This is a genomic window from Pyrodictium occultum (assembly GCF_001462395.1).
GTDB classification, from domain to species: domain Archaea; phylum Thermoproteota; class Thermoprotei_A; order Sulfolobales; family Pyrodictiaceae; genus Pyrodictium; species Pyrodictium occultum.
Genome location: NZ_LNTB01000001.1, coordinates 623,455 through 645,924, shown reverse-complemented (window position 1 = coordinate 645,924; position 22,470 = coordinate 623,455). Strand labels below are relative to the sequence as shown.

The 22,470-nt window shown below is 62.4% G+C and carries 30 protein-coding genes; 16 read left to right on the top strand and 14 right to left on the bottom strand.

Going from position 1 to position 22,470, the window contains the following annotated elements:
• Positions 1–166: 166 nt before the first annotated feature.
• Entirely contained in the window at positions 167–1,138 is a 972-nt protein-coding gene (gene radA / locus CF15_RS03570; protein ID WP_058371364.1) for a DNA repair and recombination protein RadA, read from the top strand.
• Positions 1,139–1,217: 79 nt separating this feature from the next.
• On the opposite strand, the gene CF15_RS03565 is transcribed toward radA, so the two are convergent.
• Positions 1,218–1,640 carry a hypothetical protein gene (locus CF15_RS03565; RefSeq protein ID WP_058370568.1) on the bottom strand — a complete coding sequence of 141 codons (423 nt, stop codon included), beginning with the start codon at positions 1,638–1,640 and terminating at the stop codon, positions 1,218–1,220.
• Between the two features lie 46 nt (positions 1,641–1,686).
• On the opposite strand from CF15_RS03565, the gene CF15_RS03560 reads away from it, so the two are divergent.
• A complete protein-coding gene (locus tag CF15_RS03560; RefSeq protein WP_058370567.1) occupies positions 1,687–2,415 on the top strand; it encodes a prepilin peptidase in 729 nt (242 codons plus the stop codon).
• A 103-nt stretch (positions 2,416–2,518) separates the two neighbouring features.
• Positions 2,519–3,049: an HIT family protein gene (locus CF15_RS03555; RefSeq protein WP_058370566.1), complete on the top strand. Its 531-nt coding sequence runs from the start codon at positions 2,519–2,521 to the stop codon at positions 3,047–3,049.
• Here CF15_RS03555 and CF15_RS03550 read toward each other — a convergent pair.
• On the bottom strand, positions 3,021–3,401 hold the full coding sequence (locus CF15_RS03550) for a hypothetical protein (RefSeq protein ID WP_058370565.1): 381 nt from the start codon (positions 3,399–3,401) through the stop codon (positions 3,021–3,023). The genes CF15_RS03555 and CF15_RS03550 overlap by 29 nt on opposite strands.
• Positions 3,358–3,576 carry a helix-turn-helix domain-containing protein gene (locus CF15_RS08815; RefSeq protein WP_168371250.1) on the bottom strand — a complete coding sequence of 73 codons (219 nt, stop codon included), beginning with the start codon at positions 3,574–3,576 and terminating at the stop codon, positions 3,358–3,360. Before CF15_RS08815 ends, CF15_RS03550 begins: the two co-directional genes overlap by 44 nt.
• Positions 3,577–3,690: 114 nt before the next feature.
• Between CF15_RS08815 and CF15_RS03545 the strand changes: the two genes are divergently transcribed.
• On the top strand, positions 3,691–3,900 hold the full coding sequence (locus tag CF15_RS03545) for a hypothetical protein (protein ID WP_058370564.1): 210 nt from the start codon (positions 3,691–3,693) through the stop codon (positions 3,898–3,900).
• Here the strand turns inward: CF15_RS03545 and CF15_RS03540 are convergent.
• Positions 3,897–4,163: a hypothetical protein gene (locus CF15_RS03540; protein ID WP_236698110.1), complete on the bottom strand. Its 267-nt coding sequence runs from the start codon at positions 4,161–4,163 to the stop codon at positions 3,897–3,899. The genes CF15_RS03545 and CF15_RS03540 overlap by 4 nt on opposite strands.
• 162 nt (positions 4,164–4,325) lie before the next feature.
• On the opposite strand from CF15_RS03540, the gene CF15_RS03535 reads away from it, so the two are divergent.
• From CF15_RS03535 to CF15_RS03520, 4 genes are all read left to right on the top strand, one after another.
• A complete protein-coding gene (locus CF15_RS03535; protein WP_058370562.1) occupies positions 4,326–7,193 on the top strand; it encodes a DEAD/DEAH box helicase in 2,868 nt (955 codons plus the stop codon).
• 259 nt (positions 7,194–7,452) lie between these two features.
• Positions 7,453–7,971: a hypothetical protein gene (locus tag CF15_RS03530; protein WP_058370561.1), complete on the top strand. Its 519-nt coding sequence runs from the start codon at positions 7,453–7,455 to the stop codon at positions 7,969–7,971.
• A gap of 122 nt (positions 7,972–8,093) precedes the next feature.
• Complete coding sequence (locus tag CF15_RS03525; protein WP_058370560.1) at positions 8,094–8,363, top strand: DNA-binding protein; 270 nt, start codon at positions 8,094–8,096, stop codon at positions 8,361–8,363.
• 113 nt (positions 8,364–8,476) lie between these two features.
• Positions 8,477–9,811 (top strand): MgtC/SapB family protein, encoded by a 1,335-nt coding sequence (locus tag CF15_RS03520; protein ID WP_058370559.1) that lies wholly within the window; start codon positions 8,477–8,479, stop codon positions 9,809–9,811.
• A gap of 5 nt (positions 9,812–9,816) precedes the next feature.
• Here the strand turns inward: CF15_RS03520 and CF15_RS03515 are convergent, their stop codons facing one another.
• The 3 genes from CF15_RS03515 to CF15_RS03505 all read right to left on the bottom strand — a co-directional run bounded on the left by CF15_RS03515 (position 9,817) and on the right by CF15_RS03505 (position 11,613).
• Positions 9,817–10,350, bottom strand: a complete 534-nt coding sequence (locus CF15_RS03515) for a hypothetical protein (protein WP_058370558.1) — start codon at positions 10,348–10,350, stop codon at positions 9,817–9,819.
• Between the two features lie 49 nt (positions 10,351–10,399).
• A complete protein-coding gene (locus CF15_RS03510; RefSeq protein ID WP_058370557.1) occupies positions 10,400–10,972 on the bottom strand; it encodes a metallophosphoesterase family protein in 573 nt (190 codons plus the stop codon).
• A gap of 86 nt (positions 10,973–11,058) precedes the next feature.
• Positions 11,059–11,613 carry an ATP:cob(I)alamin adenosyltransferase gene (locus tag CF15_RS03505; RefSeq protein ID WP_058370556.1) on the bottom strand — a complete coding sequence of 185 codons (555 nt, stop codon included), beginning with the start codon at positions 11,611–11,613 and terminating at the stop codon, positions 11,059–11,061.
• Positions 11,614–11,880: 267 nt separating this feature from the next.
• Between CF15_RS03505 and CF15_RS03500 the strand changes: the two genes are divergently transcribed.
• Complete coding sequence (locus CF15_RS03500; protein ID WP_168371249.1) at positions 11,881–12,282, top strand: 2-oxoacid:acceptor oxidoreductase family protein; 402 nt, start codon at positions 11,881–11,883, stop codon at positions 12,280–12,282.
• A 167-nt stretch (positions 12,283–12,449) separates the two neighbouring features.
• On the opposite strand, the gene CF15_RS09275 is transcribed toward CF15_RS03500, so the two are convergent.
• From CF15_RS09275 to CF15_RS03490, 3 genes are all read right to left on the bottom strand, one after another.
• Positions 12,450–12,740 carry a metallophosphoesterase family protein gene (locus CF15_RS09275; protein WP_269082805.1) on the bottom strand — a complete coding sequence of 97 codons (291 nt, stop codon included), beginning with the start codon at positions 12,738–12,740 and terminating at the stop codon, positions 12,450–12,452.
• Positions 12,722–13,267, bottom strand: a complete 546-nt coding sequence (locus tag CF15_RS03495; RefSeq protein WP_269082804.1) for a metallophosphoesterase family protein — start codon at positions 13,265–13,267, stop codon at positions 12,722–12,724. Before CF15_RS03495 ends, CF15_RS09275 begins: the two co-directional genes overlap by 19 nt.
• Positions 13,268–13,339: 72 nt before the next feature.
• Positions 13,340–13,621: a ubiquitin-like small modifier protein 1 gene (locus tag CF15_RS03490; RefSeq protein WP_058370554.1), complete on the bottom strand. Its 282-nt coding sequence runs from the start codon at positions 13,619–13,621 to the stop codon at positions 13,340–13,342.
• Positions 13,622–14,115: 494 nt separating this feature from the next.
• Between CF15_RS03490 and CF15_RS08810 the strand changes: the two genes are divergently transcribed.
• On the top strand, positions 14,116–14,292 hold the full coding sequence (locus CF15_RS08810; RefSeq protein ID WP_168371248.1) for a hypothetical protein: 177 nt from the start codon (positions 14,116–14,118) through the stop codon (positions 14,290–14,292).
• Positions 14,244–14,738: a hypothetical protein gene (locus CF15_RS08545; RefSeq protein ID WP_168371247.1), complete on the top strand. Its 495-nt coding sequence runs from the start codon at positions 14,244–14,246 to the stop codon at positions 14,736–14,738. The genes CF15_RS08810 and CF15_RS08545 overlap by 49 nt, the downstream gene beginning before the upstream one ends.
• 82 nt (positions 14,739–14,820) lie before the next feature.
• On the opposite strand, the gene CF15_RS03480 is transcribed toward CF15_RS08545, so the two are convergent.
• Positions 14,821–15,033 carry a hypothetical protein gene (locus tag CF15_RS03480; protein WP_058370552.1) on the bottom strand — a complete coding sequence of 71 codons (213 nt, stop codon included), beginning with the start codon at positions 15,031–15,033 and terminating at the stop codon, positions 14,821–14,823.
• A gap of 195 nt (positions 15,034–15,228) precedes the next feature.
• Here CF15_RS03480 and CF15_RS03475 point away from each other — a divergent pair, with 195 nt between their 5' ends.
• On the top strand, positions 15,229–16,431 hold the full coding sequence (locus tag CF15_RS03475; protein ID WP_058370551.1) for a Clp1/GlmU family protein: 1,203 nt from the start codon (positions 15,229–15,231) through the stop codon (positions 16,429–16,431).
• 12 nt (positions 16,432–16,443) lie between these two features.
• On the opposite strand, the gene CF15_RS03470 is transcribed toward CF15_RS03475, so the two are convergent.
• Entirely contained in the window at positions 16,444–16,623 is a 180-nt protein-coding gene (locus CF15_RS03470; protein ID WP_168371246.1) for a hypothetical protein, read from the bottom strand.
• Between the two features lie 107 nt (positions 16,624–16,730).
• Between CF15_RS03470 and CF15_RS03465 the strand changes: the two genes are divergently transcribed.
• The gene (locus CF15_RS03465) at positions 16,731–18,023 is read left to right on the top strand and encodes a molybdopterin molybdotransferase MoeA (RefSeq protein WP_058370549.1); all 1,293 of its coding nucleotides are present in this window, start codon (positions 16,731–16,733) and stop codon (positions 18,021–18,023) included.
• Here the strand turns inward: CF15_RS03465 and CF15_RS03460 are convergent.
• Complete coding sequence (locus CF15_RS03460) at positions 18,020–18,721, bottom strand: orotidine 5'-phosphate decarboxylase / HUMPS family protein (RefSeq protein ID WP_058370548.1); 702 nt, start codon at positions 18,719–18,721, stop codon at positions 18,020–18,022. The genes CF15_RS03465 and CF15_RS03460 overlap by 4 nt on opposite strands.
• Before the next feature lie 93 nt (positions 18,722–18,814).
• Between CF15_RS03460 and CF15_RS03455 the strand changes: the two genes are divergently transcribed.
• The 3 genes from CF15_RS03455 (at position 18,815) to dph5 (ending at position 21,911) form a co-directional block, all read left to right on the top strand.
• The gene (locus tag CF15_RS03455) at positions 18,815–19,777 is read left to right on the top strand and encodes a GHMP family kinase ATP-binding protein (protein ID WP_058370547.1); all 963 of its coding nucleotides are present in this window, start codon (positions 18,815–18,817) and stop codon (positions 19,775–19,777) included.
• A gap of 153 nt (positions 19,778–19,930) precedes the next feature.
• Positions 19,931–21,085, top strand: coding sequence for a DUF1464 family protein (locus CF15_RS03450; protein ID WP_058370546.1), 1,155 nt, complete (start codon positions 19,931–19,933; stop codon positions 21,083–21,085).
• A gap of 22 nt (positions 21,086–21,107) precedes the next feature.
• Positions 21,108–21,911 (top strand): diphthine synthase, encoded by an 804-nt coding sequence (gene dph5, locus CF15_RS03445; protein WP_058370545.1) that lies wholly within the window; start codon positions 21,108–21,110, stop codon positions 21,909–21,911.
• Between the two features lie 3 nt (positions 21,912–21,914).
• Here the strand turns inward: dph5 and CF15_RS03440 are convergent, their stop codons facing one another.
• Entirely contained in the window at positions 21,915–22,436 is a 522-nt protein-coding gene (locus tag CF15_RS03440) for a hypothetical protein (RefSeq protein ID WP_168371245.1), read from the bottom strand.
• Between the last annotated feature and the right edge of the window lie 34 nt (positions 22,437–22,470).

Genomic DNA, 22,470 nt, shown 5'->3' with positions numbered 1-22,470 from the left:
CGGTGCACCACTCATAGGCCTCTATGGCCAGCCGTAGTCTAGCGGCAAGGCGGCATAAAAAGGTGGTATATACGCCTGCCCCACATAGTTCATGAATTAGTTTCGGTCAACTAAGGAGTCCTATATAAGGGTGCTACTGAACCGCCCTCTCCACGGGATAGAAGGTATGAGCAGGGGAGAAGTGAAGTCGATAACAGACCTTCCGGGTGTGGGCCCCGCGACAGCGAACAAGCTGATAGAGGCAGGCTATGCTACCCTCGAGGCAATCGCTGTGGCCACGCCCCAGGAGCTGAGCGCAGCAGCCGGCATACCAATAACCACGGCCCAGCGGATAATAAAGGCGGCCCGCGAGGCCCTAGACATAAGGTTCAAGTCAGCGCTTGAGGTAAAGAAGGAGCGCCTCCAGACACGTAAGATAACCACCGGCAGCCGTAACCTCGACGACCTGCTCGGCGGCGGCATAGAGACTCGAACGCTAACCGAATTCTTCGGTGAATTCGGGAGCGGTAAGACACAGATATGCCACCAGCTCGCTGTGAACGTCCAGCTACCGGTAGACAAAGGTGGGCTAAGCACGCCGGACCAGGTAGCCAAGGCAGTGTATATAGATACGGAGGGTACCTTCCGCTGGGAGCGTATAGAAGCTATGTCCAAGAGGTGGGGCCTGGACCCGGATGAGGTGATGAGCAACATCCTCTACATTCGTGCCATAAACAGCGACCACCAGATGGCCATAGTGGACGAGCTATTCAACGTGGTGCCAAAGGATAACATCAAGCTAGTAATAGTCGACTCTGTAACGAGCCACTTTAGGGCGGAGTACCCGGGCCGCGAGAACCTGGCGGCGCGTCAGCAGAAGCTGAACCGCCACCTCCACCAGCTCTCAAGGCTGGCCGAGATATACAACGTGGCAGTCATTATAACAAACCAGGTTATGGCCAAGCCCGATGTGTTCTACGGAGACCCGACCCAGGCTGTAGGTGGCCACGTACTATACCACGCGCCTGGCATACGAGTACAGCTCCGGAAGAGCCGCGGGAACAAGAGAATAGCAAGGATAGTCGACGCCCCGCACCTGCCGGAGGGTGAGGCGGTATTCATGATAACCGACTACGGGATAGCAGATCCGGAGGACTAATGCGGGCAAAATAGCTGGCAGCGGCTCCAGCAAGCATTTACAAGCATTTAGATGCAGTATCAGGGTAGGAATACCTTACTTAGCTTGGGGCAATGCGACGACACCTACCACACCTTTCAACAATGCTCCTGGCTAGGACAAACCGGGAGCCACGCCACTCAAGCTCAACCCTGCAATTGTCTATAACAAGTACTGGTGCTTGGACCCACAGCCTCAGCCCACTCAGCTTGTCCTCAACTATCCTCTTTCTGCATTCAAGCCCTATATGGGAGCCTATGCATACGTAGTAGCTCCTGCTCAACCCTTTCCTGTCAAGCAGTATTAGCACCTGGTGTTCACGGCCCCCCGCTTTAACGCGGCTAATCCGCCTCCGAAGCACCTGGCTAAATGCCTGGAGATCACGCGTATCATAGGGTATTTCGAGTACGCCTCCCTTCTCCACAGCCTCAATGCGGTTATGATCGATCAACCGCTCTAGTAGCCTAACTATATCTATCCCCACTCCTGGAGCCCCCGCTGCCGAGGACTTTTAGGGGGCTTATCAAGCCTTGTACACGGAGCTTGCAGCACTGCTGGTCCTAGCAGTTCTATCGCTCCATGATATTAGGGCTAGAGAGCTGCCCCCGAGAATGGTCCACGCCTCCCTGGCCCTGGTGGCGGTGCTCCGCGTAGCTGAGTACATGCTCCACCCGCCAGCCCCTCCAGCGCCGCTATGGCTCTACGCCGCCGTAGACGCCATCATGCTAGCCGCTACCGCTGCTGTGGCCGCCCTAGGGCTCCTCGGATGGGGTGACGTGGCGGCCCTGCTAATAGTAGCGGTAGCATCCCCCCTCCCCTCCGCCAGCTCGAGAATAATGCCTCCGCTCCTACCGACCCTCCTATACTACGTGGCCATGGGTGCTGGGGCTGCGCTGACCAACTTTGCATTAAACCTCATCCAGAGCCGAGAGGAGCTGAGAAAGCTCCCGCCCCGCTACCGCATAGCCTACGCCCTTCTAGCCCGCCCGGTAGAGGCGAGAAAGCTCATGGAGCGGCCGGGCTGGTGGTACCCATTGAACCTATGTGGCCGCTACAGCCTCCGCTTCAATATATACATGAACCCCGAGGACGTGGCTGAGGAGCTGAAGAAAGCCCTAGGGAAGGGCTGCATAAAATATAGGGACCGGCTCTGGGCCTCCTACGCGTTCCCCGGAGTACCCCTGATCACCACCGCCTACGCTCTAGCCCTGGTGCTCGGCGACAAGCCCTTGCTAGCCATAGCATGCACTAGCCTCTAGCACTTGCCCTTCCCGGGAAAGGGTTACAAAACAGCCCCAGCCAGGATAAACATCACCGGCTATCTAGGCACTGTTGGGTGGGTAAGCAGCTATGACTAGTCACATGGGGATACTCTATGCTCCCTGGCGCTACATCTACATAAAATCCACCGTCGAGAAGGGCTCTACTGAATGCGTATTCTGCACCGCACCCAGGAGGAGCGATGACGAATCCCTCATACTCTACCGGGGCAGCCACAGCTACATAATAATGAACCTCTACCCCTACAACACGGGCCACGTAATGGTGGTGCCATACCGGCATGTAGCCGATATAACCGAGCTTGCGAGAGAAGAGCTGGCGGAGATGACGAGCCTTGTACAGCTCTCGGTAAAGCTGCTAAGAAGAGTGTTAAAGCCCCATGGATTCAACATAGGCGTGAACCTGGGCCGCGTAGCAGGGGCAGGCATAGATAAGCACGTACATATCCACATAGTGCCCCGCTGGAACGGTGACACAAACTTCATGCCGGTCATCGCGGGGGTTAAGGTGATATCCCAGGACGTCCGGGAGACCTACAAGGCGTTAAAACAGGCTCTCAAAGAAATGCTCCAGGAGGAGAGGGCTAGCGAAGATAAGCCCGCAGACCATTAATAAACGCTTTTATGTCGGATATATGGCTTAGTACGTCGTCCCTTACGCTGCTTAAGCCACGGAGAGTATGGAACTCCTCAGCCCTCACCCTATAGGCCTTGACATAGCGTGCCAGCAGTCTAGCCTTCTCCGCGTAGGAATAGGCAGGCTCAACACCCATACGCCATATCTCCTCAAGCTGTGAGGCCAGCTTCTCAAGGGAAGCCTCGAGGGCGCCATTGAACAGGTTTTGCTCGAAGTAGAGCAGCTGCTCCGATATCTTATTGAGAGTGCCTAGAATGGTTTCAAGCCTCCTGTCCAGCTCGGGGCTAGCCTTTCCCGGCAGCCCTAAATACCATCTTCCTTCTCTCAAGGTCAGCCTCCCGTACTACTGTCCTACTTCTAATAAGCCGCGCTAATGTCTCACGCACCTCGTCCTGCCCTGCCTTGACCCCGCGCCGCACCAGCGCTCGGTAAAGCTCGTCGAAAGTCATGGGTTTCTCGCTCTCGGATAGAACCTCGACAATAGCCTTCTCGAGATCATTCATAAGCCTCGTCACCCCGGGTCTTCGTAGCCATGCATGGTGTAGATGCGCCAGGCGGGCCTCAGGTTATTAGGCCTCCCTTGCAACCTACAGACGCCGGGCCCAGATGCTATGAGTGTGAAGCCGATTGAGCTTGAGCTTGTTGAAGAGTACGAGCTGCTGGGCGAGAAACGCTACCGCTTTAGGGTGAAGGGTACATCGATATACCTCAATGTGGGCGCTGAGAGCCTTGACGACGCTAAGCAAAAAGCAATCAACATGATAAAGGAGATGAAGCTAGACACTATACTCTCAAAAGTAATGGAGCAGTTGGGCAAGCCCCATTAGATCTTCTTTACAGCCTGTCTGGCTTTCCTAAGCTCCTCAAACTCCTTTACCACGTCTACAGCCGCCCTCTTGAACTCTTTCTCGTCAAGCCTCTCGACGAACAGCCTAAAGAACTTGGCTAGGCATGACTTGCTGTGGAACGCCAGCAGTATGCCGGCTCTCCTAATCATTATTCCCTGGCCTTCGGGGAATACGCGCCCACACACTATGCATGTATAGCGCCTAGCCTTCATAGCGTTGCAGCCATTAAGGTGTTCCGGCACAATTATATTAAACCCTATTGCGCTGTCCGGCCCCCTGCTAGGGTTTAGCCCCAGGGGTAAGGTCCTCGGTAGATGCCCCCGCTGGGGATGCCGCTACAGGTAGTGTCCCGTGAACCCTCCCGGGATGCCAGAAGCAGCGTGGGGTGGAAGAGGTAGAGAGTCATGCCAGCCAAGCCGGTGGGAGTAGGGGCTCCAGGCTCCCTGGAGATGCTCCAGGAGAAGGTTCGTGAACTCATCCGTAAGAAGGGTTGGGAGAGGCTGACAGAGATCCAAGAGAAGGCAATTAAGCCCATACTAGAGGGGCATAACGTAGTAATAGTGGCTCCCACAGGCTACGGGAAGACGGAGGCAGCACTGCTGCCAGTGCTCTCCAAGATGCTGGAGGAGAGAGCCGAGCCGGTAGCGGCTCTCTACATAACTCCTCTGCGCGCCCTCATAAACGATATCTATGAGAGGATTAACTGGTGGGCATCCCAGCTAGGCTTCGTAGTGGCCAGGAAACATGGTGATGTGCCGCACTCGGAGAGGGCTAGGAGGCTCCGCAAGGTTCCACATATTCTAGTGACTACACCCGAGAGCCTCGAGATAGACCTCGACTGGGCGTCAAAGTTCCGGAGCTACTACAGGAACCTCCGCTGGGTTATAATAGATGAGGTTCACGAGATCGTCTCAACGAAGAGGGGAGTACAGCTCGCTATCCTGCTTGAGAGGTTCCGCAGGCTCGCCGGCGACTTCCAGCTCATAATGATATCGGCTACGATAGGCGAGCCCAGCATCACTGGGAGGGCCTTCATAGGGAGCTCTAGGAGGCCTCTCTCCATCGTGAGCATTGACCGTAGGAAGGAGCTAGAAATACTGGTAGACTACGTCGATGCCCCCAGTACTACGTTCTGGCGCCGCGCTGCGGAGAAGCTACTGAGCCGCATGGAGCCGCTCACGCTTGTATTCGTCAACTCTAAGCATGTAGCGGAGCGTCTCCACAGTGAGATAGAAAAGATGGGCATTGAAGGCGTTGTAGTGCACCATGCATCCGTGTTTGGCGAGGAGAGGCGCCGCATAGAGAGAATGGCCAAGGAAGGAAAGCTCAAGATGATAATAGCTACCAAGACTCTAGAGCTAGGCATAGACATAGGATCAGTTAAGCGTGTAATCCTCTTCCGCCCCGCCGGCCGCGTCTCCTCCCTCATACAGAGGCTGGGCAGGAGCGGCCATACTATCGGCGGGAAGATGAAGGGTATAATAATAGCCAGCGATGAACTCGAACTGCTGGAGGCAATAGCTGAGGCCCGCCTAACTCTTGAGGGCAAGGTAGAGGTTCCAGAGATCCCAGCCAAGCCTCTCGACATGGCTGCGAGAGCTGTGCTGGGAATGGCCCTCTCCGGCATGTACACCGTGGACGAGGCCTACGAGGTACTCAGCAACGTCTACTACTTCCGCGGCTTGAGCCGCGAGGAGTTTGACGAGCTGGTTAAGTATCTTATAGAGAACAAGATGATAAAGATCGGGGAGGATTGTAGGATAAGCGCTGGCTCCCAATTCTACCGTATATGGAGGTTCGATGCAGGGGATAGCAGGTTTAGCTGGTGGGTGCACAACTTTTCCGAGTTCTTCACAACTATGGGGGAGAAGACAACCTATATTGTTAAGACCACGGATGGCAAGACTGTAGGCGAGCTGGACTCTGACTATGTTATAAGGATGCTGCGCATAGGCCACGTGATTAGACTCGCGGGGAGAAACTGGCAGGTGATAAACATAGACGAGCACTCAAGCAAGGTTATTGTGACAGAGACGCAGGGAGAAACTACTGCAGTACCCTTCTGGAAGGGCCAGGGCCCTCAAGCCTCAAGGCTTGTCCTCTCCGAGATCGAGAAGGTTATCCAGGAGGTGCATGGTGGCTCTCTCCGGCTACCCAAGGGGCTTATGCTGTCCGACGACGCTAGAAGGGCTCTCGAGAGACTCATGAGCGAGATCAAGAAGTATTATTACCCGGCGCCAAGCCGGGACACTATAATAGTTGAGAGGCTGCCCGAGGAGATAGTCTACGTGACCCTTGCCCCGGAGAAGGTGCTTCGTACGCTGGCCTACCTAGTTATGATGGAGGCTTACCGCAATAGCTCAGAGGTGTATGCTAAGGTATCTCACTACGGGTTTGGGCTCCCGGTAAATGCTCTCGACTTTGACCCGCTGGAGTTCCTTTCCGGAATGGACCGGGAGGAGTTCATGCAGAGGGTCTGGGAGGCTGCTAGCAGATCACCCTTCTTCGTAGAGGTTGCCCACAACATACAGCTGGTCTTTGGTGTCACGAGGAGGCTGCGTAAGAGCGACAAGCTGGTCTACGAGGAAGCTGTGAGGCAGACGCTGCAGGAGTACTTTGACCCAGAGTCTGCCTGGGCACTGCTCGAGGGGCTTCGCAAGGGCCGCGTGAAGGTGAAGGTGAACCAGAGCAGGAGCAGCATATACGCTAGGCTCGTCGCTAGGGAGACGCCGGAGCGCCCCTGGATAGGCAGCGTTGAGGAACTTATAGCCGAGACCCTCCGCGGCATGGCATTCACGGCGGAGGAGCTTGCAGAGGCGCTGAGCCTGCCGGAGAGCCTCATAGAGGTCAAGCTCCGTGACATGCGCAAGCCTACATCGGAGTACAGGGTGTTCAGCTTCATAGACGTCGATACGGGCGAGCAGAGATGGGCGCTCGTAGAGGACGCAGAGACAGTGGCGCGCTCGGAAGAGTTCTCCTCCTCCTTCAACCCGCCGATGAAGGATAGCCTCTACATGCTGCTGATAAAGAATGACACGGGAAGTCTGATACACGCCATAGTGAGACTGAACGATGTTATAGAGAAGCCGGAGCAAGTCGTGAAGCAGATACCCTTCAACGAGGTGTATGAGCTCAAAGTGGTGCCTCTCACAGGCTACTACGAGGGACAGCCACCCAAGTACCAGCATGTACCCAGGAGCATAGTACCCTACCTGGTGCTCAACGCGGCTACGCTGATACAAAAGATGCAGATGAATAACCCTATATTCTAGAACCGCGCCCGAGGGGCCACGAGTCCCCCGGGGCAGCCTCTGGCCTTGCTGCGATGAAGAGCGCCACGAGTTGCTGAGGCACATGGTGATGAGGGTCCGTGTTGCAGAGCAGCCATGTGCACACTTCCCCGGGTTCTTTCCCACTAGAGCCTCTCGATGATGACGAGCGTTCAGCCTACCCCAAGGCCCCAGGGATGAAGATGTTATCCCCGGCTGAGAGGCCTGGGAGCCGTCTTGGAGCTGGAAGAGGGCATAAGGGATGCCACGCTACTACATGTTCATAACCCTGGTTATCCACGTCAAGCTGGGCGCGTCGATGCCTAGCCTATTGGCTAACGTGGCTAGTAACAGTGAGGTAGAGCTAGTTGACCACGATGAAGAGTCTAGAAGAGTGGTACTACGGGCCCCTGCGAGAGAGACAGCTTACCTGCAGCTCCTGGTAATCAATTACGCCGACGCTGCTAGCTTCGAGGTTAAAGCCTCCCTCAAAGGCAGGCTTGACCGCTCTGAGCTGCGTAAGGTGGCTGACGCCTTTAGGGATCTCGGCTCCAGGCTGTTGTTCTACATGAGATGCAGCGGCGGAGGCGCAGTGCTTGGCGAGGTGAGGAAGAGGGGGATTCTGCTGAAGTACTGTAGGAGTGCTGCAAACGTAGACCCTGCGGCGGCGCCTCCAACGCTCTGTAGCTTTGACCCCCGGAGGGAGCCTATCGCTGTTGTTGTGGAGAAGGCCGGGACATGCTTCAACGAGGTCCTCGGCCGGGTAACGGGCCAAGCCTAGTGCCATCCTCAGCCTGCTTTAAGGGGATGCCTGGCGGGGTTCGGACGCCGAGCGAGTGGTTTAAAGAGTTTACAGCACGGGTCAGCCCCGTGGTAGGTGGTAGCGGGAGAGGTGAGGACCTCATGGCGGCCGAGGAAAACATCATCATTATAGGTAAGAAGCCCGTCATCGACTATGTTCTTGCAACGATAGTGCTCTTCAACGAGGGTTATGACGAGGTAATCATAAGGGGTCAAGGCTCTAACGTCAGCAAGGCCGTGGATGTCTACAACGCTCTAGTACATAGGCTGCAAGATAGTGTAGAGCTAGTGGGGGTGAGCATAGACAGTGTCGAGCGCGGCAGAAGGCTGATCCCAGTAATAGAGATAAGGGTGCGCAGGAAGATAGCCTAGCTGCCCCTAACATTCTCAAACCGTCATTCTAGGCTGTTCACATCCTCTGGGATGCTGGAGCCTCTCCCGCTGGGGCACGGCCTCTCTAGGGGGCACACTCCCAGGTGGCATTGATGAGTCTGAGCGCGGCCGGCAGCGTTGAGGCTAGCATGCTTGGCCGCATCATAGTGGCCTTCCTCTCCGGGATGCTGATCGGTATTGAGCGGGAGAAGGCCCGTGCAGCTATCGCGCGGAAAAAACGACGCAGCATGGGTATAGAGGAGATTGTGGCCAAGGAGTTTCCCGGTATACGTACCTTCAGTCTCATAGCGGTCTACGCCGCGGTAGTCGGGGTAATGTGGAGCAGCGGCCTAATAAGCGACTTCCAGATGGTGATGCTGCTCCTAATCTTCGCGGTTGTTGTGGCGGTATTCTCCGCTTACCGGCTTCTAGTATCGAGGATGGCAGGCATAACAACTATTGTAGTCATAATGGTCGACTTCGTTGTAGGGCTTCTAGCAGGCCTTGGAGAGGTCCTGCTAGCCGCGAGTGTGGCGGTGTTAACCACCTTCGTGCTGGCGATAAAGCTGCCTGCGGAGAAAATGGTGGGCAGGATAAGGTATGAGGAGCTACTATGGGCTCTCGAGCTCGGAGTAGTCCTTGTTGTGGTAGGCCCCATACTCTTTAGCTTCAACTACGAGTTCTATGGCATCAGCCTACGTAGCCTATACCTCTTCTTCGCCCTGGTACTTGCAACCTCGTATCTAGGCTACATAATGGCGCGTCTCAAAGGCAACGAGGGGCTAGCCTATGCCGCCCTATTTGGGGGCATGGCCAACAGCGAGGCTACCCTGATGGCGTTGCTCGGCCTGGTGCCTCGGGAGCTTAGGAGAAGCCTAGCCTTCCATATAACGGTACTAGCCAACTCCGCCATGATTATCCGTAACGCTGTCATAGCTGTGGCTGCAGCTTATCTCACCGGAACCGGGCACTCAGCATCATCAGACTTTACACCGCTCCTCTTAGCCACTGCGGCTTCCATCGCGCCAGTCTTCTTCTCCTGGCGTAGCTCCCTAAGGCCTGGAGCCTCTATGCAGGCGGTTAGGATAGAGAACCCGCTGCGCTTCAGCGCGGCGGCTAAGAGCACGCTCTTCTACCTCTTCATAACCTTCCTGGCCTACATAGTGAGGCATAGCGGTGTGGCGAGCCTCCTTCTAGTGATGGTGGTGGGCGGCTTCGTGTCCAGCAGCGCTACTATATTAGCTCTCTTCTCTCTCGGGGGCCTAGCACCCTTCCAGCTCGCCAGGCTCGCAGTGGTAGCGACCATGGCTAGTGTTATGAACAAGGTGCTCTACGCCTATCTTGTGGACAAGGAGCGTGAGACCCTGAGGCGGGTCACCTTGGCCTGCCTCCTGCAGACGGGCCTGATGGTGGTAGGGCTCCTCCCGGGCGTTGGCCCGGGCTCCTGAAGCGGCTAGTAGAACCCGAACTTCTGGAACACCGCCATATACCCTAGGTCCACGAGCACGGTGAGGGTCCTAACACCCCCTGCATGGAGCCCTGCAACCACGTACGGCGGGGCATCGCTCACATCAACCACCTTGGCGGATATCCCCCTTGCTATCTTGGCGACCCTCCTCGCTATATCGCGGGCGGTAGGCCTGGTAGACGCTATGAGTTGCAACCGGTAGACCTCTACCAGGCCATTCTCCTCCATTGCCGAGAGCAGCGTGTTCAGAGGCCCCCAGCCCGGGACGGGCTCGCTTGGCGCTATCACGCGCAGCCTCCTACCCGAGCCCCTAGCATAAGCCATCGCGGCGACGGCGACCTCCAGGGCGGTGCGCACGACAACAGTGTCCGGCACCACTTCGCCGCCAACCCTCTTAGCCACCTCCTGCAGGCCCCCCTCCAGGTCCTCGAGTAGGGCTCTCGCCAGCCGCTCCCGCGCCTCCTCGCTGCCCTCAGCGAGCGCGCGCCGGAAGAGCTCGCCAACACCTAGCTCCGCCATGGCCTGGGCCCTGGATAGACACTGCCCTGGGAGCTGCCCCTACAAAGGCCTAGCAGCTCCCGGTGCCGGGGCACTCGACGAGAGCGTCCACCTCCTCCCCCAGCTCTATGAGGGCGCTGCAGCCCCTGCGGCCGAGGCAGACGTAGAGTATGCCCCCGATGCTGGCGGCGCCGGGGCTGCTGCAGCCTCCTATCACAACTACCTCCGGTCTCCACTTCTCCACTGCTTCTAGCAGCTCGAATAGGCCACGGCTCACGCCCAGCCCTGAGGCGTCGAAGAGCCCGTGGGGCGGGTACTCCGTGGCTAGGATGAGCCTGGCGGGCTTGGCCTCCCTTATCTCCCGGTCTAGAGACTGGAGGTTAGCCAGGGGCTCCCTGCCGCCCACACCAGCTATGTAGACTCCCTGGCCCTGGTAGGCTAGATGCCCCTCGACGCTCACGCTGTGGGCTGAGAGGAGCCTAGCCAGGTAGTGGTCGTCGCCCCGGCCCGGCAGGCTGTAGACCGGGTAGCCTAGCTTCCCCAGCCTCGCTGCCTCCCGGGAGGCTGGAGGCGCCCCCACCAGTATGGCGGCGTCCAGCCCGCCTCTCTCCGGGACCCGGCGCCTGTAGGCCCCAATCCTCAAGCTCCGCAGCCCCTTAGATGGCGAAGGGCCTCAGCGCTACAATGGCGTCCTCATCCCCTGACCCGGGTCCGGCCGCCCATCGCTCTTCACCGGCCGGCCCTGCACTCTACCCGTCTCGCCTCCCCGCCGAGCGCTCGGTTTATCGCGTGCTGCACCGCGTAGGCTAGGTCGCCCAGCCTGTTAAGGAGTCTTGCAACCAGCCTCGCCTCCTCCGTCTCCCCTCTCTCCTCCAGGCACCGCCATAGAGCCCGCTCAGCCCTCCTTATCATGGTACGTGCCAGTGAGGCTGCAGCGGCGGCGGGGTGGCCCCCGTTGAGGGTGAAGACGGGCTCCAGGCCGCTGCTCAGCTTGTCTATCAGCGCCTCGACCTCCTCCACGTCCCTCCCCTCCAGGCAGTCCCTGCCAGCGAGGGTGAAGCCGGCGCGGAAGAGCAGCTCCTGCATCCACCGTAGCGTGTCGGCTAGCCCCTCCACCCCCCGGGCCCCCGTGTAGCGGAGGAGGCTCTCGGCAAGCCCCAGGGTGGCCTCGGCCTCGTCGAGAGCGCCCACGAACTCTACACATGGATGGCTCTTCCTAACCCTCCTGCCCAGCAGCGAGCAGAACGTGTAGCCCCTATCGCCGGTCCTGGTGTAGAGCTTCACAGCATCCCGCCTCGTCTAAGGGGGGTCGGCAGCCCGCTGAGAGTTATGGTATTGCAGCACATAACTTCATATGGTTAAAAGGCCGAGGGCGGCTAGAGCCATGTATGGGATCCACTCCCTCCTTTTATATAGCGGGGTGGCTTCAAACAAGATTCGATCCAGATCTCCGAACATTTCAACTACACAAACCAATATAACAGTCGTTATGTAGCACTCCAGCTTGACGACTCGCCGGAGCCAGAGCTACAGTTACCTAGTGTATTGTACATGCCCCTGCGGGATGTAAAAGTGCTGGCCGGCGGCCCCCAGGGCTCTGGCATCGAGACGGTAGGCCAAGTGCTCAGCGCCGCCCTCGCATACAACGGTTACGGGATACTCGTAAACCGCGAGTACTATTCCAACATAAAGGGGAGGCACAGCTATATCACCCTCCGTGCCTCCGCCCAGGAGCTCCCCAAGAGCTTGACATACCCGGTCGAGCTCGTGGGCGCTATGGATGCTGAAACAGTGTTCATGCACTACAACGATCTTGGTGAGAAGGGGTTCCTCGTATACAATGTTAGAGATGAGGATGTGCGTCTAGACAAGATTGTGAGCATGGAGGATTGCACCCGCCACCGTATCGGGGCAGAAAACTTTATAGGTTTCATTGTGTATTGTTGTGTGTAGGTGTGTAATTTGAGGGCCCTCCAGGGTGATGGGGGCTCTGCTCTAAGCCCTGGAGGGTTTTCCCGTGGATGGGAGGCTCGTGCCGTTAGCCTCGACCGCCACCAGTGAAGCCATCTGGATTTCTCAATCCAGATGGCTGAGGTGGAACTCCCTAAAGTGATACACTCTCACACAAAATGAAGCGGTAGGGAGAAACGGCTTACTGGGGGCAGCTGCAGGCTACACGTTCGACGGTTTAGGCGGCACCCTGGCCTCTGGGAGGAGCGTCCTGAGGGCCCCATGTAGGGCTCCGGCACCCCCAGGGACTCCAGCGCCTTTAGCACCCTGCCGGCATCGTAGCGGACCCGGCCGAGCCTTACTTCGCCAGTCTCGGTGTCTAGTAGCGCGTAGCCCGCCGCGGCTATCCCGTCCCTAGGCTGGCCCACGCTCCCCGGGTTGACTATCCTAGCCGCGTCCACGGTGATGCTGAACTGTACATGTGTGTGGCCGACCAGGTAGAGGCCCTTGGGGCAGCTGCCCGGAGGCCTGGCCGCCAGCCTGGCGCTGCGCCGGAGCATGGCGCATATCTTCTCGCGGCCAAGCCAGGGATAGAGGTAGCCGTAGAGGGGGCTGCTGGGGCCCCGTGGACCGCCCTGGCCTCGAGCCCGTCCAGGTCGAGGCGTAGCTGCTCGGGGAGCTGGGCGAGCCAGGCCTTGTCGTTCCTGGATAGCAGCCTCATGGTTATGTTCTCGCGGAACCATGTGCTGAGCCAGTGCGTGTCCTCGCCGCAGCGGCAGTCGACGCCGTAGGCTACCGCGTGGTCGTGGTTGCCCCTCACAGCTCTTGCCCCGAGGGAGCGGATGTAGTCAATGGTCTCGCCGGGCCAGGGGCCGTAGTCGACAAGGTTCCCTAGGACTACTACCTCGTCCCAGCCCTTGACACCCTCCACGACGCTTCTCAAGGCCTCGAGGTTGGCGTGGATATCACTGACCACTAGGACGCGCATATCTGGGCCCTGGGCACCTGGAGGCGGGCTTGCCGTAAAACTCTGCCGGGCCTCCCAATCCCCGTGGGCCTGCTAGCCGCCTGCCACCGGGGGGAAGAAGGCTACTATGTCCCCGTCGCGGAGCCTCGTCTTCTCCTTGTCGAGCCACTCTATGTTCCTACCGTTCACTAGCACCCTGGCCTCCTCGGATATCCTGTCGCCTTCCACCAGCTGGCCCCGTAGCTTTGGGAACTTCTCTTCGAGCATCCTGGCCAGCTCTAGTATAGTGTAGTCCTCGGGGATCTCCAGCTCCACCTCGCGGGCGCCAGCAGCCTCCTGGTATAAGGCGAAGAACCTCACAAGCACGCGTGGCATGGCCGTCTAGCCCCTCGCACTCTCTCCCCGGGCCCCGGGGGCCTGGTATACTCCGCGCCGGCGGCGACACAGCACAATATAGCGCGGTGCTGCGGCGTGTAACGGCCCCGGGGGTGCTGGACTGGCGGGCGCCGAGGCGCTGCTAGAGGGCTTCTGGAGCAGGCTGGCCAGGGCCCGGGGCGTCTTCATATCATACCATTGGGACGCTGGCGGGGTGGCCTCGGCCGCCCCTCCTCCCCAGGGCCCTTGGGGGCAGGGTGGAGGGCCTCTACCCTCTAAGGATAGGCTACTACAGCCAGGATCCCCTGGGGGATAGAGGGGAGCAGCGCCGACACCATAGCTGTCCTGGACCACGGCATCCCCGGCCCTGGCTACGAGGAGGCCGCGGAGAGGGCCGCGCCCAGGACGCTAGCCGTGCTCGACCACCACAACGCGCCGCCCCCAGGCGGCGGGGCAGGCTCAGGCTGGTGTATGCCAACCCCGTCGCCCTCGGCATGGGCGGGGAGGCGGGCTGGCCCGCGACGAGCCTCCTAGCCTACACGCTGCCAGGGGTCAGGGAGGCATGTGGTGGGAGCCGCTGCGGCTGGATAGCAGCCCTCGGGGTCCTGGGGGCCTGGGCCCCATGCTGCACCGGGTGCCGGGGGCCCTGGAGACGGTGTCCAGGCTACTAGGCGGCCAGGGCCTCGAGGAGGCCTGGGAGGCTGTGGAGGCCCTCGACTCCTGCTACAGGATCCTGGACGAGGAATGCACAGTCCATGCCGTAATAGTGCTGGCTGCTGCCGAGGAGCCCAGAGATCTGCTGAGCGGCGAGAGGCGCGCACGCGCCGCCCGGGAGGCCGGGAGGGCGCTGCGGGAGGCCTTGGAGAGGGTGCGGCTGGTGCTGGAGAGGCCCGGGGTTAAGGCCTACTACCTGGAGTCCGGCGCCTACGTGGCCTCCTACGTGGGGAGGAGGCTCACGGCCGCCAGCCCGGGGGACGTGATGATCCCTCCTCCACTGGGCGCCGGGGAGAGGCAGGGGCTTCGTCTACGCCCCCGCAGCGCGAGCCACCGGCTGGATAGGCTGCTGGAGCTGCTGCGGGGGAGGGGCTGCCGGCCGGCGGGAAGGAGAAGGTGCTAGCCTTCCCGGTGGAGGAGAGGAGCCTGGGCATCCTGGAGGAGCTGGTCTACGGCGCGGGGAGGGGCGGGAAACACCGGGGGACCTAGCTGAGCTGGAACCCGTGTTTGGCAAGGAACTTCTTGACCTGCTTCGGTATCCTCGGCACCGCCCTCTCGTTGACGGCTATGTAGACGGGGCGGCTGAGCCTCGGGCCCTCGACGAGGGCCCCTATCACGCGGTCCTGCTGGTCGTAGAGCAGGGTGACCCTGTACTTTCCCACCTGGTGCTCCTCCCTCCTGGCTATCTGGAGCATCAAGTGCACCACCTCCGGCCCGGGGGTTCCCTCCTGGAGGAGGCGCGGCGCCCTCCGGGGGTGAGTCGTTCTCCTCTAGTGTGGGGCTCCCTGGAGAGCGGCCTATGCCTGGGAATAGTGTGGGCTGGGCCCGCTTATAGCTGCTAGCCCTCCTGGAGGGTGCCGGCACCCTGCTGCGCCTGGGGGCATGCATCGGCGTTGCCCGGCTGCTTCGATGTCGCGAGGGGCTCTGGGCTCTGGGTGTCGGGGCCGGCGAGGGTTGCTGTGGAGAGGGGGAGCGTGTACGCCAGCGGCTACACGCTGGAGGCTGACGGGGAGGCGCTGGTGAGGGGCACCCGCGGGTTCACGTTCTACGCTATCGAGGACTCTAGGCTCTGCGTCCACGCGGGGGCCGGGGCCACAGCAAGGCTGGTGAGAGAGGGCTTCGAGACTGTGGAGGCCTGGAACAGGCTCGTGGAGGAGCTGGCCTCCCGGGGGTTCCGGCGCCTCGTGGTGGCGGGGCCGCCGGACTCGGGGAAGTCGACGCTGACGGCCTGGCTGAGGAACCGGCTGGAGCTGTGCGTCGTGGAGGCTGATGTGGGGCAGAACGAGCTGGGGCTCCCCGGCATGGTGGCGTACGCGCCTTGGAGCGGGCGGGCGCTGGTGCTGCAGGACCTGGAGCCCGCGGGGGCCTTCTTCGTGGGCCACGTCTCCGCCGAGAAGGCGGGGCCTCTCCTGGTCTCCGCCGCCGCGCGGGCCGCCAGGGCGTGCAGCGGCGGCCTCGTCGCCGACACCGACGGGTTCATCCAGGGCAGGGGCGCGTTCCAGAAGGCCGCTGTAGCCGAGGCCGTGGGGGCCGAGGCGGCCGTGGTGCTGGGCTCGGGGCCGGGGGCCGAGCAGCTATCCAGGCTCCTGGCGGGCCGGGGCCTCGAGGTGTTCCGGGCGCCGAGCCCCGGGCTGCTCCGGGAGAGGAGCAGGGTAGACCGGAGGAGCTTCCGCCAGAGACTCTACGCGGCGCTCTTCGCCAGGGGGAGGAGCCTTGTCCTCGATACGCGTCTAGTGGGCAACCTCTGCCCATACCAGGAGGCGGCGGGCCAGATTGTCTACACCTGCGGCTCCCTGGCGGTGGTGGAGTCCCAGAGGAGGGCCGGCCCCGGGGCCTGGGTGAGGCCTGGCTGGGCACGGGGGCTTCTGGCGGGCCTCAGCCTCCGGAGCGGCGTGGATGAGCCCGCCCTGGTGGAGCAGCTGAGCCCCCAGCGGGGCAGGCTAGTGGTCCGGGTCCCCGAGGCATCGCGGGCCCTGAGGGAGGAGGTGCTGGGGGTGACGCTGGGCTGGGTGAGGCTGGGCGAGGGGTTTAGGGAGGAGGAGCATCTCGAGCCTGGATTCTACCCGGAGGCTACGGCTAAAACACGTAGGCGGTAGCCCCAGGGCCTGCTACCTCCGGTCCCTCCGGAGCCGCTGCGCCGACACCACGGGCTGGGCCTGCGTGAGGAGCGCCGCTGCCGGGGGCGCTAGGCTCAGGGCCGCGTCGGGGAAGAGGCGCCGCCTCACCGGGAGACCCCCGGCCGAATCTATTCCCAGGCTGCCGGGCACCCTCCTCCGCCCACGTAGCACCCGGGTAGGCACGAGCCCCAAGCCCAGAAAACCCCGGCCGCGGGCCCCGGGCGAACCCTTAATGCCGCTTGGAGAGGCCTCTCCACAGCATGCAGGGACTGAGAGCCTTGTCCTCGAAGCGTGTGCCCCGCTACCTGGAGAAGCTCACCCCGGCCCCCGAGGCCGTGAGGATAGTGGCCTCCCGGGTCAAGCCGGTTAGCGAGACCTGCGAGCTACCCGTCTGGGAGGCGGTTGGCCGGGTCCTCGCCGAGGACGTTAGGGCGCCCCATGACTTCCCCCCGCGGCCTCGCGCGGCCTATGATGGCTACGCGATACGCTCCTCCGACACGCCGGGCAGGCTCCGCGTGATAGGGGAGGCCACCATAGGCAAGATAGACGTCAAGTACAGGGTGGAGCCGGGCACCGCGGTCTACGTCTCCACAGGAGCCTACCTGCCCGAGGGCGCGGACACCGTGATACCCGAGGAGGCCGTGAAGAGGGAGGGCGACTACATTGTTGTAGACAAGCAGTTCCCCCCGGGCAAGAACTACGACCCGGTCGGCGCCTATGCGAGGAGGGGCCAGCTCCTCCTCCCCCGCGGCTACGTGCTAACAATGCTCGACGTGGCCGGGCTCCTCGACGTCGCAGTAACCAGGGTCAAGGTGTACCGGCCGGTGACTGTGGGTATCATAGCCACTGGGACCGAGCTCTTCGAGCCCAGCGACCCCGCGGAGGCGGAGGAGAGGATCCTCCGCGGAGAGGTTGCGGAGACGACCGCGAAGCTTGTAGAGTGGGCCATAGAGAAGTATACGCCCTGGGCGCTGGTGGCGGAGAGGGTCCTCCTCCCCGACAACGTGGACACGATAGCCTGGTACCTGACCCGGCAGATGAGGGGCCTCGACCTCGTCATACTGACCGGCGGCACCGGGCCCAGCGACGTGGATCCCTTCTACCAGCTGGCGGAGAAGCTGGGCGGGGAGGTGCTGTTCCGAGGCCTCTTCGTCAAGGGCGGCCGCCCCACCTCGGCGATGCTGCTCCCCGACGGGCCCTTGGTGATAGCGCTCTCGGGCCACCCCGTATCAGCGCTCCACGGCTTCATAAGGCTCGTCTACCACGTGCTCAAGCACATGGGGAGCGTTAGGAGGGCCGCCGAGCCGCCGCTCCAGGCCGTGGCGGAGCTCGTCGGCGACATACGGGCGAAGAGGCCCCAGCAGGTGAAGGTGAGGCTCTACAGGGAGAACGGGATGCTCTACGCGGAGCCCCTGCCGCTGGAGAGGCAGCAGAGCTCGGTCATAGTAAGCAACGTGGAGGCCGACGGGATAGCAGTGGTGGAGAACAGGCAGTACAGCCGGGGCGAGAGGGTGCCGGTGATGGTGTACCGGGAGCCTGAGGAGAGGGGCAGCGGGGGGAGCCCCGGCTAGCCCCTCGAGGCCCTCCTAACAGCCTCTATTATCCTCCTGGCGGAGGCCGCCGGGTCGCTGCTCCTGGTTATAGCGCCCCCCACCACTATTATCGAGGCCCCGGCCTCGACCATGGCCGGCGCTGTCTTCTCGTTGAGCCCCCCGGCCACTGCCACCAGGCCGGGGAACCTTTCGGCTATCCTCCTCACCGCCTCCCTCAGGTCGGCAGCGGTCATGCCGAGCGCCCTCTGCGCGTCTATACCGACATGAACCTCTACTATGTCCACGCCGAGGCTGGCCAGCTGCTCCGCCCTCTCAACAGGGTTCCGCACCGCTATCAGGTCGGCCGCCAGGGCTGCCCCGTAACGGTGCGCCTCCCGGGCGGCCTCAGCTATGGTCTCGTCGAGGCTGCAGGCCAGCACGGTTGTCACTGATGCGCCGGCGCGGGCGGCTAGCCCGGCCTCGAGGGCGCCGGTGTCAGCGGTCTTCATGTCCGCCACGACGGGGTTAGGGGAGACCACTCTGGAGAGGAGTGTGATGCTCCTCAAGCCCTCGCTCTTTATCAGGGGGGTCCCGGCCTCGGCGAGCCAGAGGCCTTCCAGGCTCCCCCGCAGCCTCGCTGCGAGCCCGAGGGCGTCGCCCAGGTCGGTGTAGTCGAGGGCCACCTGTAGGACGGGGGCTTCGCTCTCAAGCCTGGAGACTACATCTGGCTTGTACACGTCTAGGCGCCCCGTGTCGGGCAGCCGGGGGCCGCGGACCCGGGTAGATAAGAGCTAGGCCCCCGGGGGGCCTTCCCTGGAGGGCTAGGAGCTGTGCCAGAGAGGGTCCTGGTCTCGGCCCCCGCCCACCTCCACGCCGGCAACATGGACCTCCATGGCGGGCTCGGCAGGCTCTACGGCACAGTTGGCTTCACCATCTCGCGGCCGAGGCTCGTGCTGGAGGCGTGGCGCTGCAGCGGTACCCGGGCCGAGGGCCCCGACGCCGAGAGGGCTGAGGAGCTGGCTGAGAGGCTGGGGGGCCGGCTGGGGCTCCCTGGGCTGTGCGTGAGGATACACGAGTCCATACCCAGGCACGTGGGCATGGGGAGCACCACCGCCCTCGCACTAGCCCTGGCCAGGGCCTACCAGCTCCTCTACGGCGGCGGCTTCAGCCTGGAGGACGCGGCGCTGGCGCTGGGCCGCTCCACGGTCTCAGCGCTCGGGTTCTACAGCTTCACCCGCGGCGGCATGGTGGTTGATGGCGGCTTCCGGCTGGAGGAGAGGGGCCGGAGCATACCCCCGCTCATAGCCAGGTACGAGCTGCCCGCCGGCTGGCGGTTCGTAGTGGCTGTGCCCCGGGAGCCGCTGCCCGCCATACTGGAAGTCAAGGAGAGGGAGGACGAGATACTAGACGCTATGCCCATCATGTCGGAGGAGATGGCTATGAAGGCTTCCCGGATAGTGCTGATGAAGCTTATGCCCGCCGCGGCCGAGGCCAGGCTGAGGGAGCTGCTGGAAGCACTGGAGGAGTTCAACTCGCTCCTCGGCGAGTATTGGGCCGCCAGGCAGAAGGGGCGCTACTGCTGCCCCCTGGTCGAGGAGGGGATAAGGCTCCTCCACCGTCTCGGCGCTGCGGGGGCTGCGCAGAGCAGCTGGGGGCCGACATTCTACACGATAGCCCCGAGCCTCAGCGAAGCCCTGAGAATCGCGGCCGAGCTGGAGAAGTGGCTCTCCAGCCACGGCGGCGGCAGCGTCTACATAGCCGGCCCCGACAACCAGGGAGCCAGAGTGCTCTAGCCCCATGCCCCGGGGCTTGCAGCGGCATAGCGTGTTAAGACAGGCCACGCCGCTACCTGTGTCCGGCGGGATTAGAGCCCCTAAGGGCCCCGCCCCCAGGGGCCTCCGTGGCCCCGTCCTGGCGGCCTAGCTTCCGGCCTAGAGGTGGGAGTGTTGGGGCTGAGAAGCGCTGGAGTGGACTCGGGCACATACAGCGTGGACATTGTGGCGATAGAGGAGAGCGATGGAGGCTTTAGGGTGGTGTACGAGGAGGCTATACCGAGGATGCTTGTTGTCAAGAACCCTGGCATAATAGTTGAGAGGCTTAGTATGCTTGTCCGGGAGAATAATGTCTCCTCGATAGCCGTGTCCAGCGGCTACGGGGTGCCGCTGAAGAGGGCCCAGGAGACGGGCAGGGAGGAGATAAGGGCCGCCACTTTCATCCACCGCGGGGACGAGGAGAGGGGGCTCCGGATACTCGGGCTCCGGAGGGCCATGGAGTTGCTGGCTGAGAGCGATCTACCCGTCTGGTTCACCCCGGGCGTGGTGCAGCTCCCCACGGTGCCCGAGTGGAGGAAGCTAAACAAGATAGACATGGGGACCAGCGACAAGGTATACTCGGCCGCGGCCGCGCTCAGGGAGGAGGTCGAGGACCGGGGCACCCCGGTCGAGGAGGCGGACATAATAGTGCTGGAGGTGGGCTACGCCTACACCGCGGCCCTGGCCCTGGAGTCGGGGAGGATCGTGGACGGTATAGGCGGCACGGCCGGGTTTACAGGCTATATGGGGGCCGGGGCCTGGGACTCGGAGGTAGCCTACCTGGCGGCTTTCATCGAGCCCGGGTTTAGCAAGGAGAGGCTCTTCGAGGGCGGCGCCGCTGCGCTGCTGGGCGGCGGGTGGCCCCCTCCCCCGCCCGAGGAGGTGGCTGAGAGGGCCGCCAGGGGGGATGAGAGGGCCCGGCTCGTGATCGAGGCGCTGGCGGAGGCCGCCGCTAAGGACGTGCTCGCCCTCCTCGCGTCCGTCAGGCCCCGCAGGGTCTATGTTACGGGGCGCTGGTGGAGGGTGGAGGCCTTCCGCCGCGCCCTGGGGGAGAAGCTCGCCCCTCTGCTTTCCAGGCTCGGGGCGGAGGCCACCGGGCTGGGCTACAGGGGCACAGCTAAGGAGGCCGCCCTGGGCGCCGCGTTGATAGCCAACGGGCTTGCCGGCGGCAGGTACGAGTGGATCGTGGAGACGCTCCGGCTCCGGGAGAGCAGGGGGACAGTGTTTGATCACATAGTGGTCGGCGGGCTGAGTGAGAGGGCGCGCCGCTACTACGGGCTACAGCGGTAGCCTCCCAGGGGGCTGCGGGGCCTTGCCGCTCTACATCGTGGGTGCGGGCGTCTCCTCGGAGTACCTCACCCTACGGGCGCTCCAGCTGATAGGGGCCGCCGACAAGGTCTACATAGACGTGTATACAAGCATAGCGCCGGGCGTCGACCGGGAGCTTGTGAGGAGGCTCAACCCCCGCGCGGAGATCGTGGAAGCCACCAGGAGGATGCTGGAGGACGAGGCGTGGAGGCTCGTGGAGGAGGCGAGGGAGAGGAGCGTCGTGCTCCTCGTCCCCGGCGACCCGCTGCACGCCACCACCCACGTGGCCCTGCTCCTGGAGGCTAGGAGGAGGGGCGTAGAGGCCCACGCCGTCCCGGGGGTCTCGGGGCTCCAGGCCGCTGTTGACGCCACGGGGCTGCAGGTATACAGGTTCGGGAAGACCGTCACCCTTGTCTACCCCGAGGAGGGGTTCAAGCCCTACAGCACCGTGGAGACCATCTGGGCCAACCAGGAGAGGGGGCTCCACACCCTGGTGCTACTCGACCTAAGGCTCGACGAGGGCCGCGCGATGGCCGTGCCGGAGGCGGTGAGCATCCTTCTGGAGCTGGAGAAGGAGCTCGCCCGGGAGACGGGGCGTGAGCCACAGATACGGAGCGCGCTCCTAGCTGGGGTGGCGAGGGCGGGGACGAGCGAGCAGCACTGCGTCGCGGGGACGCCGGAGGAGGTGGCCTCCGCCAGCTACCCTCCCCCGCCCCATAGCCTTGTGGTGACTGCGCCCAGGCTCCACCCGGTGGAGGAGGAGGCTCTGAGGCTGCTCTGCGGCTGCAGGAGCTGCGGCAGGGGATAGCCCCTACATGTGGGTCGGGGGCTGCTCCTGCTCCTCTATGTACTCGCAGCTCCTGGGAACCAGCATAAGCATCGGGCCGGCGTCGGTGGAGCTCACGTATACCCCCGCGACGGGTGCCTCGAAGCCGTCCACGTCGAGGCGGAGCTTGTAGAGCTTCACCTCCGCCCCCGTCTCCCCGGCGTAGGCGAGGGCGGCCAGCCCCCAGAAGTGGTCTATCTCCACGTCGCCCACCATCACCCTGCCCTGGGTCACCCGGAGCTCCTGGACCTCCACAGCCGAGCCCGAGTCCAGGAGCGCCTTAACGTTCTCATCCCCGAAGGTGGCCAGGAGGCAGCCCTCGACCACTATAACCGGCACAGCAGCCCCGGGTGACTCGAGGACCGCGACACCTAGGTCGTAGAAGTGGCAGACTATCTGCCCCGAGTCCGGGTCTATGGCGCCCCTCATCTGGAGGAGGACATCGAACACGCTGTAGGGTATGCTGAAGTACCGCGTGGTGGTGAGCCGCAGCCCCATGCCAGGCACCCGGGCTGGAGCCCCCGGGAGGCCCAGGGGCCGA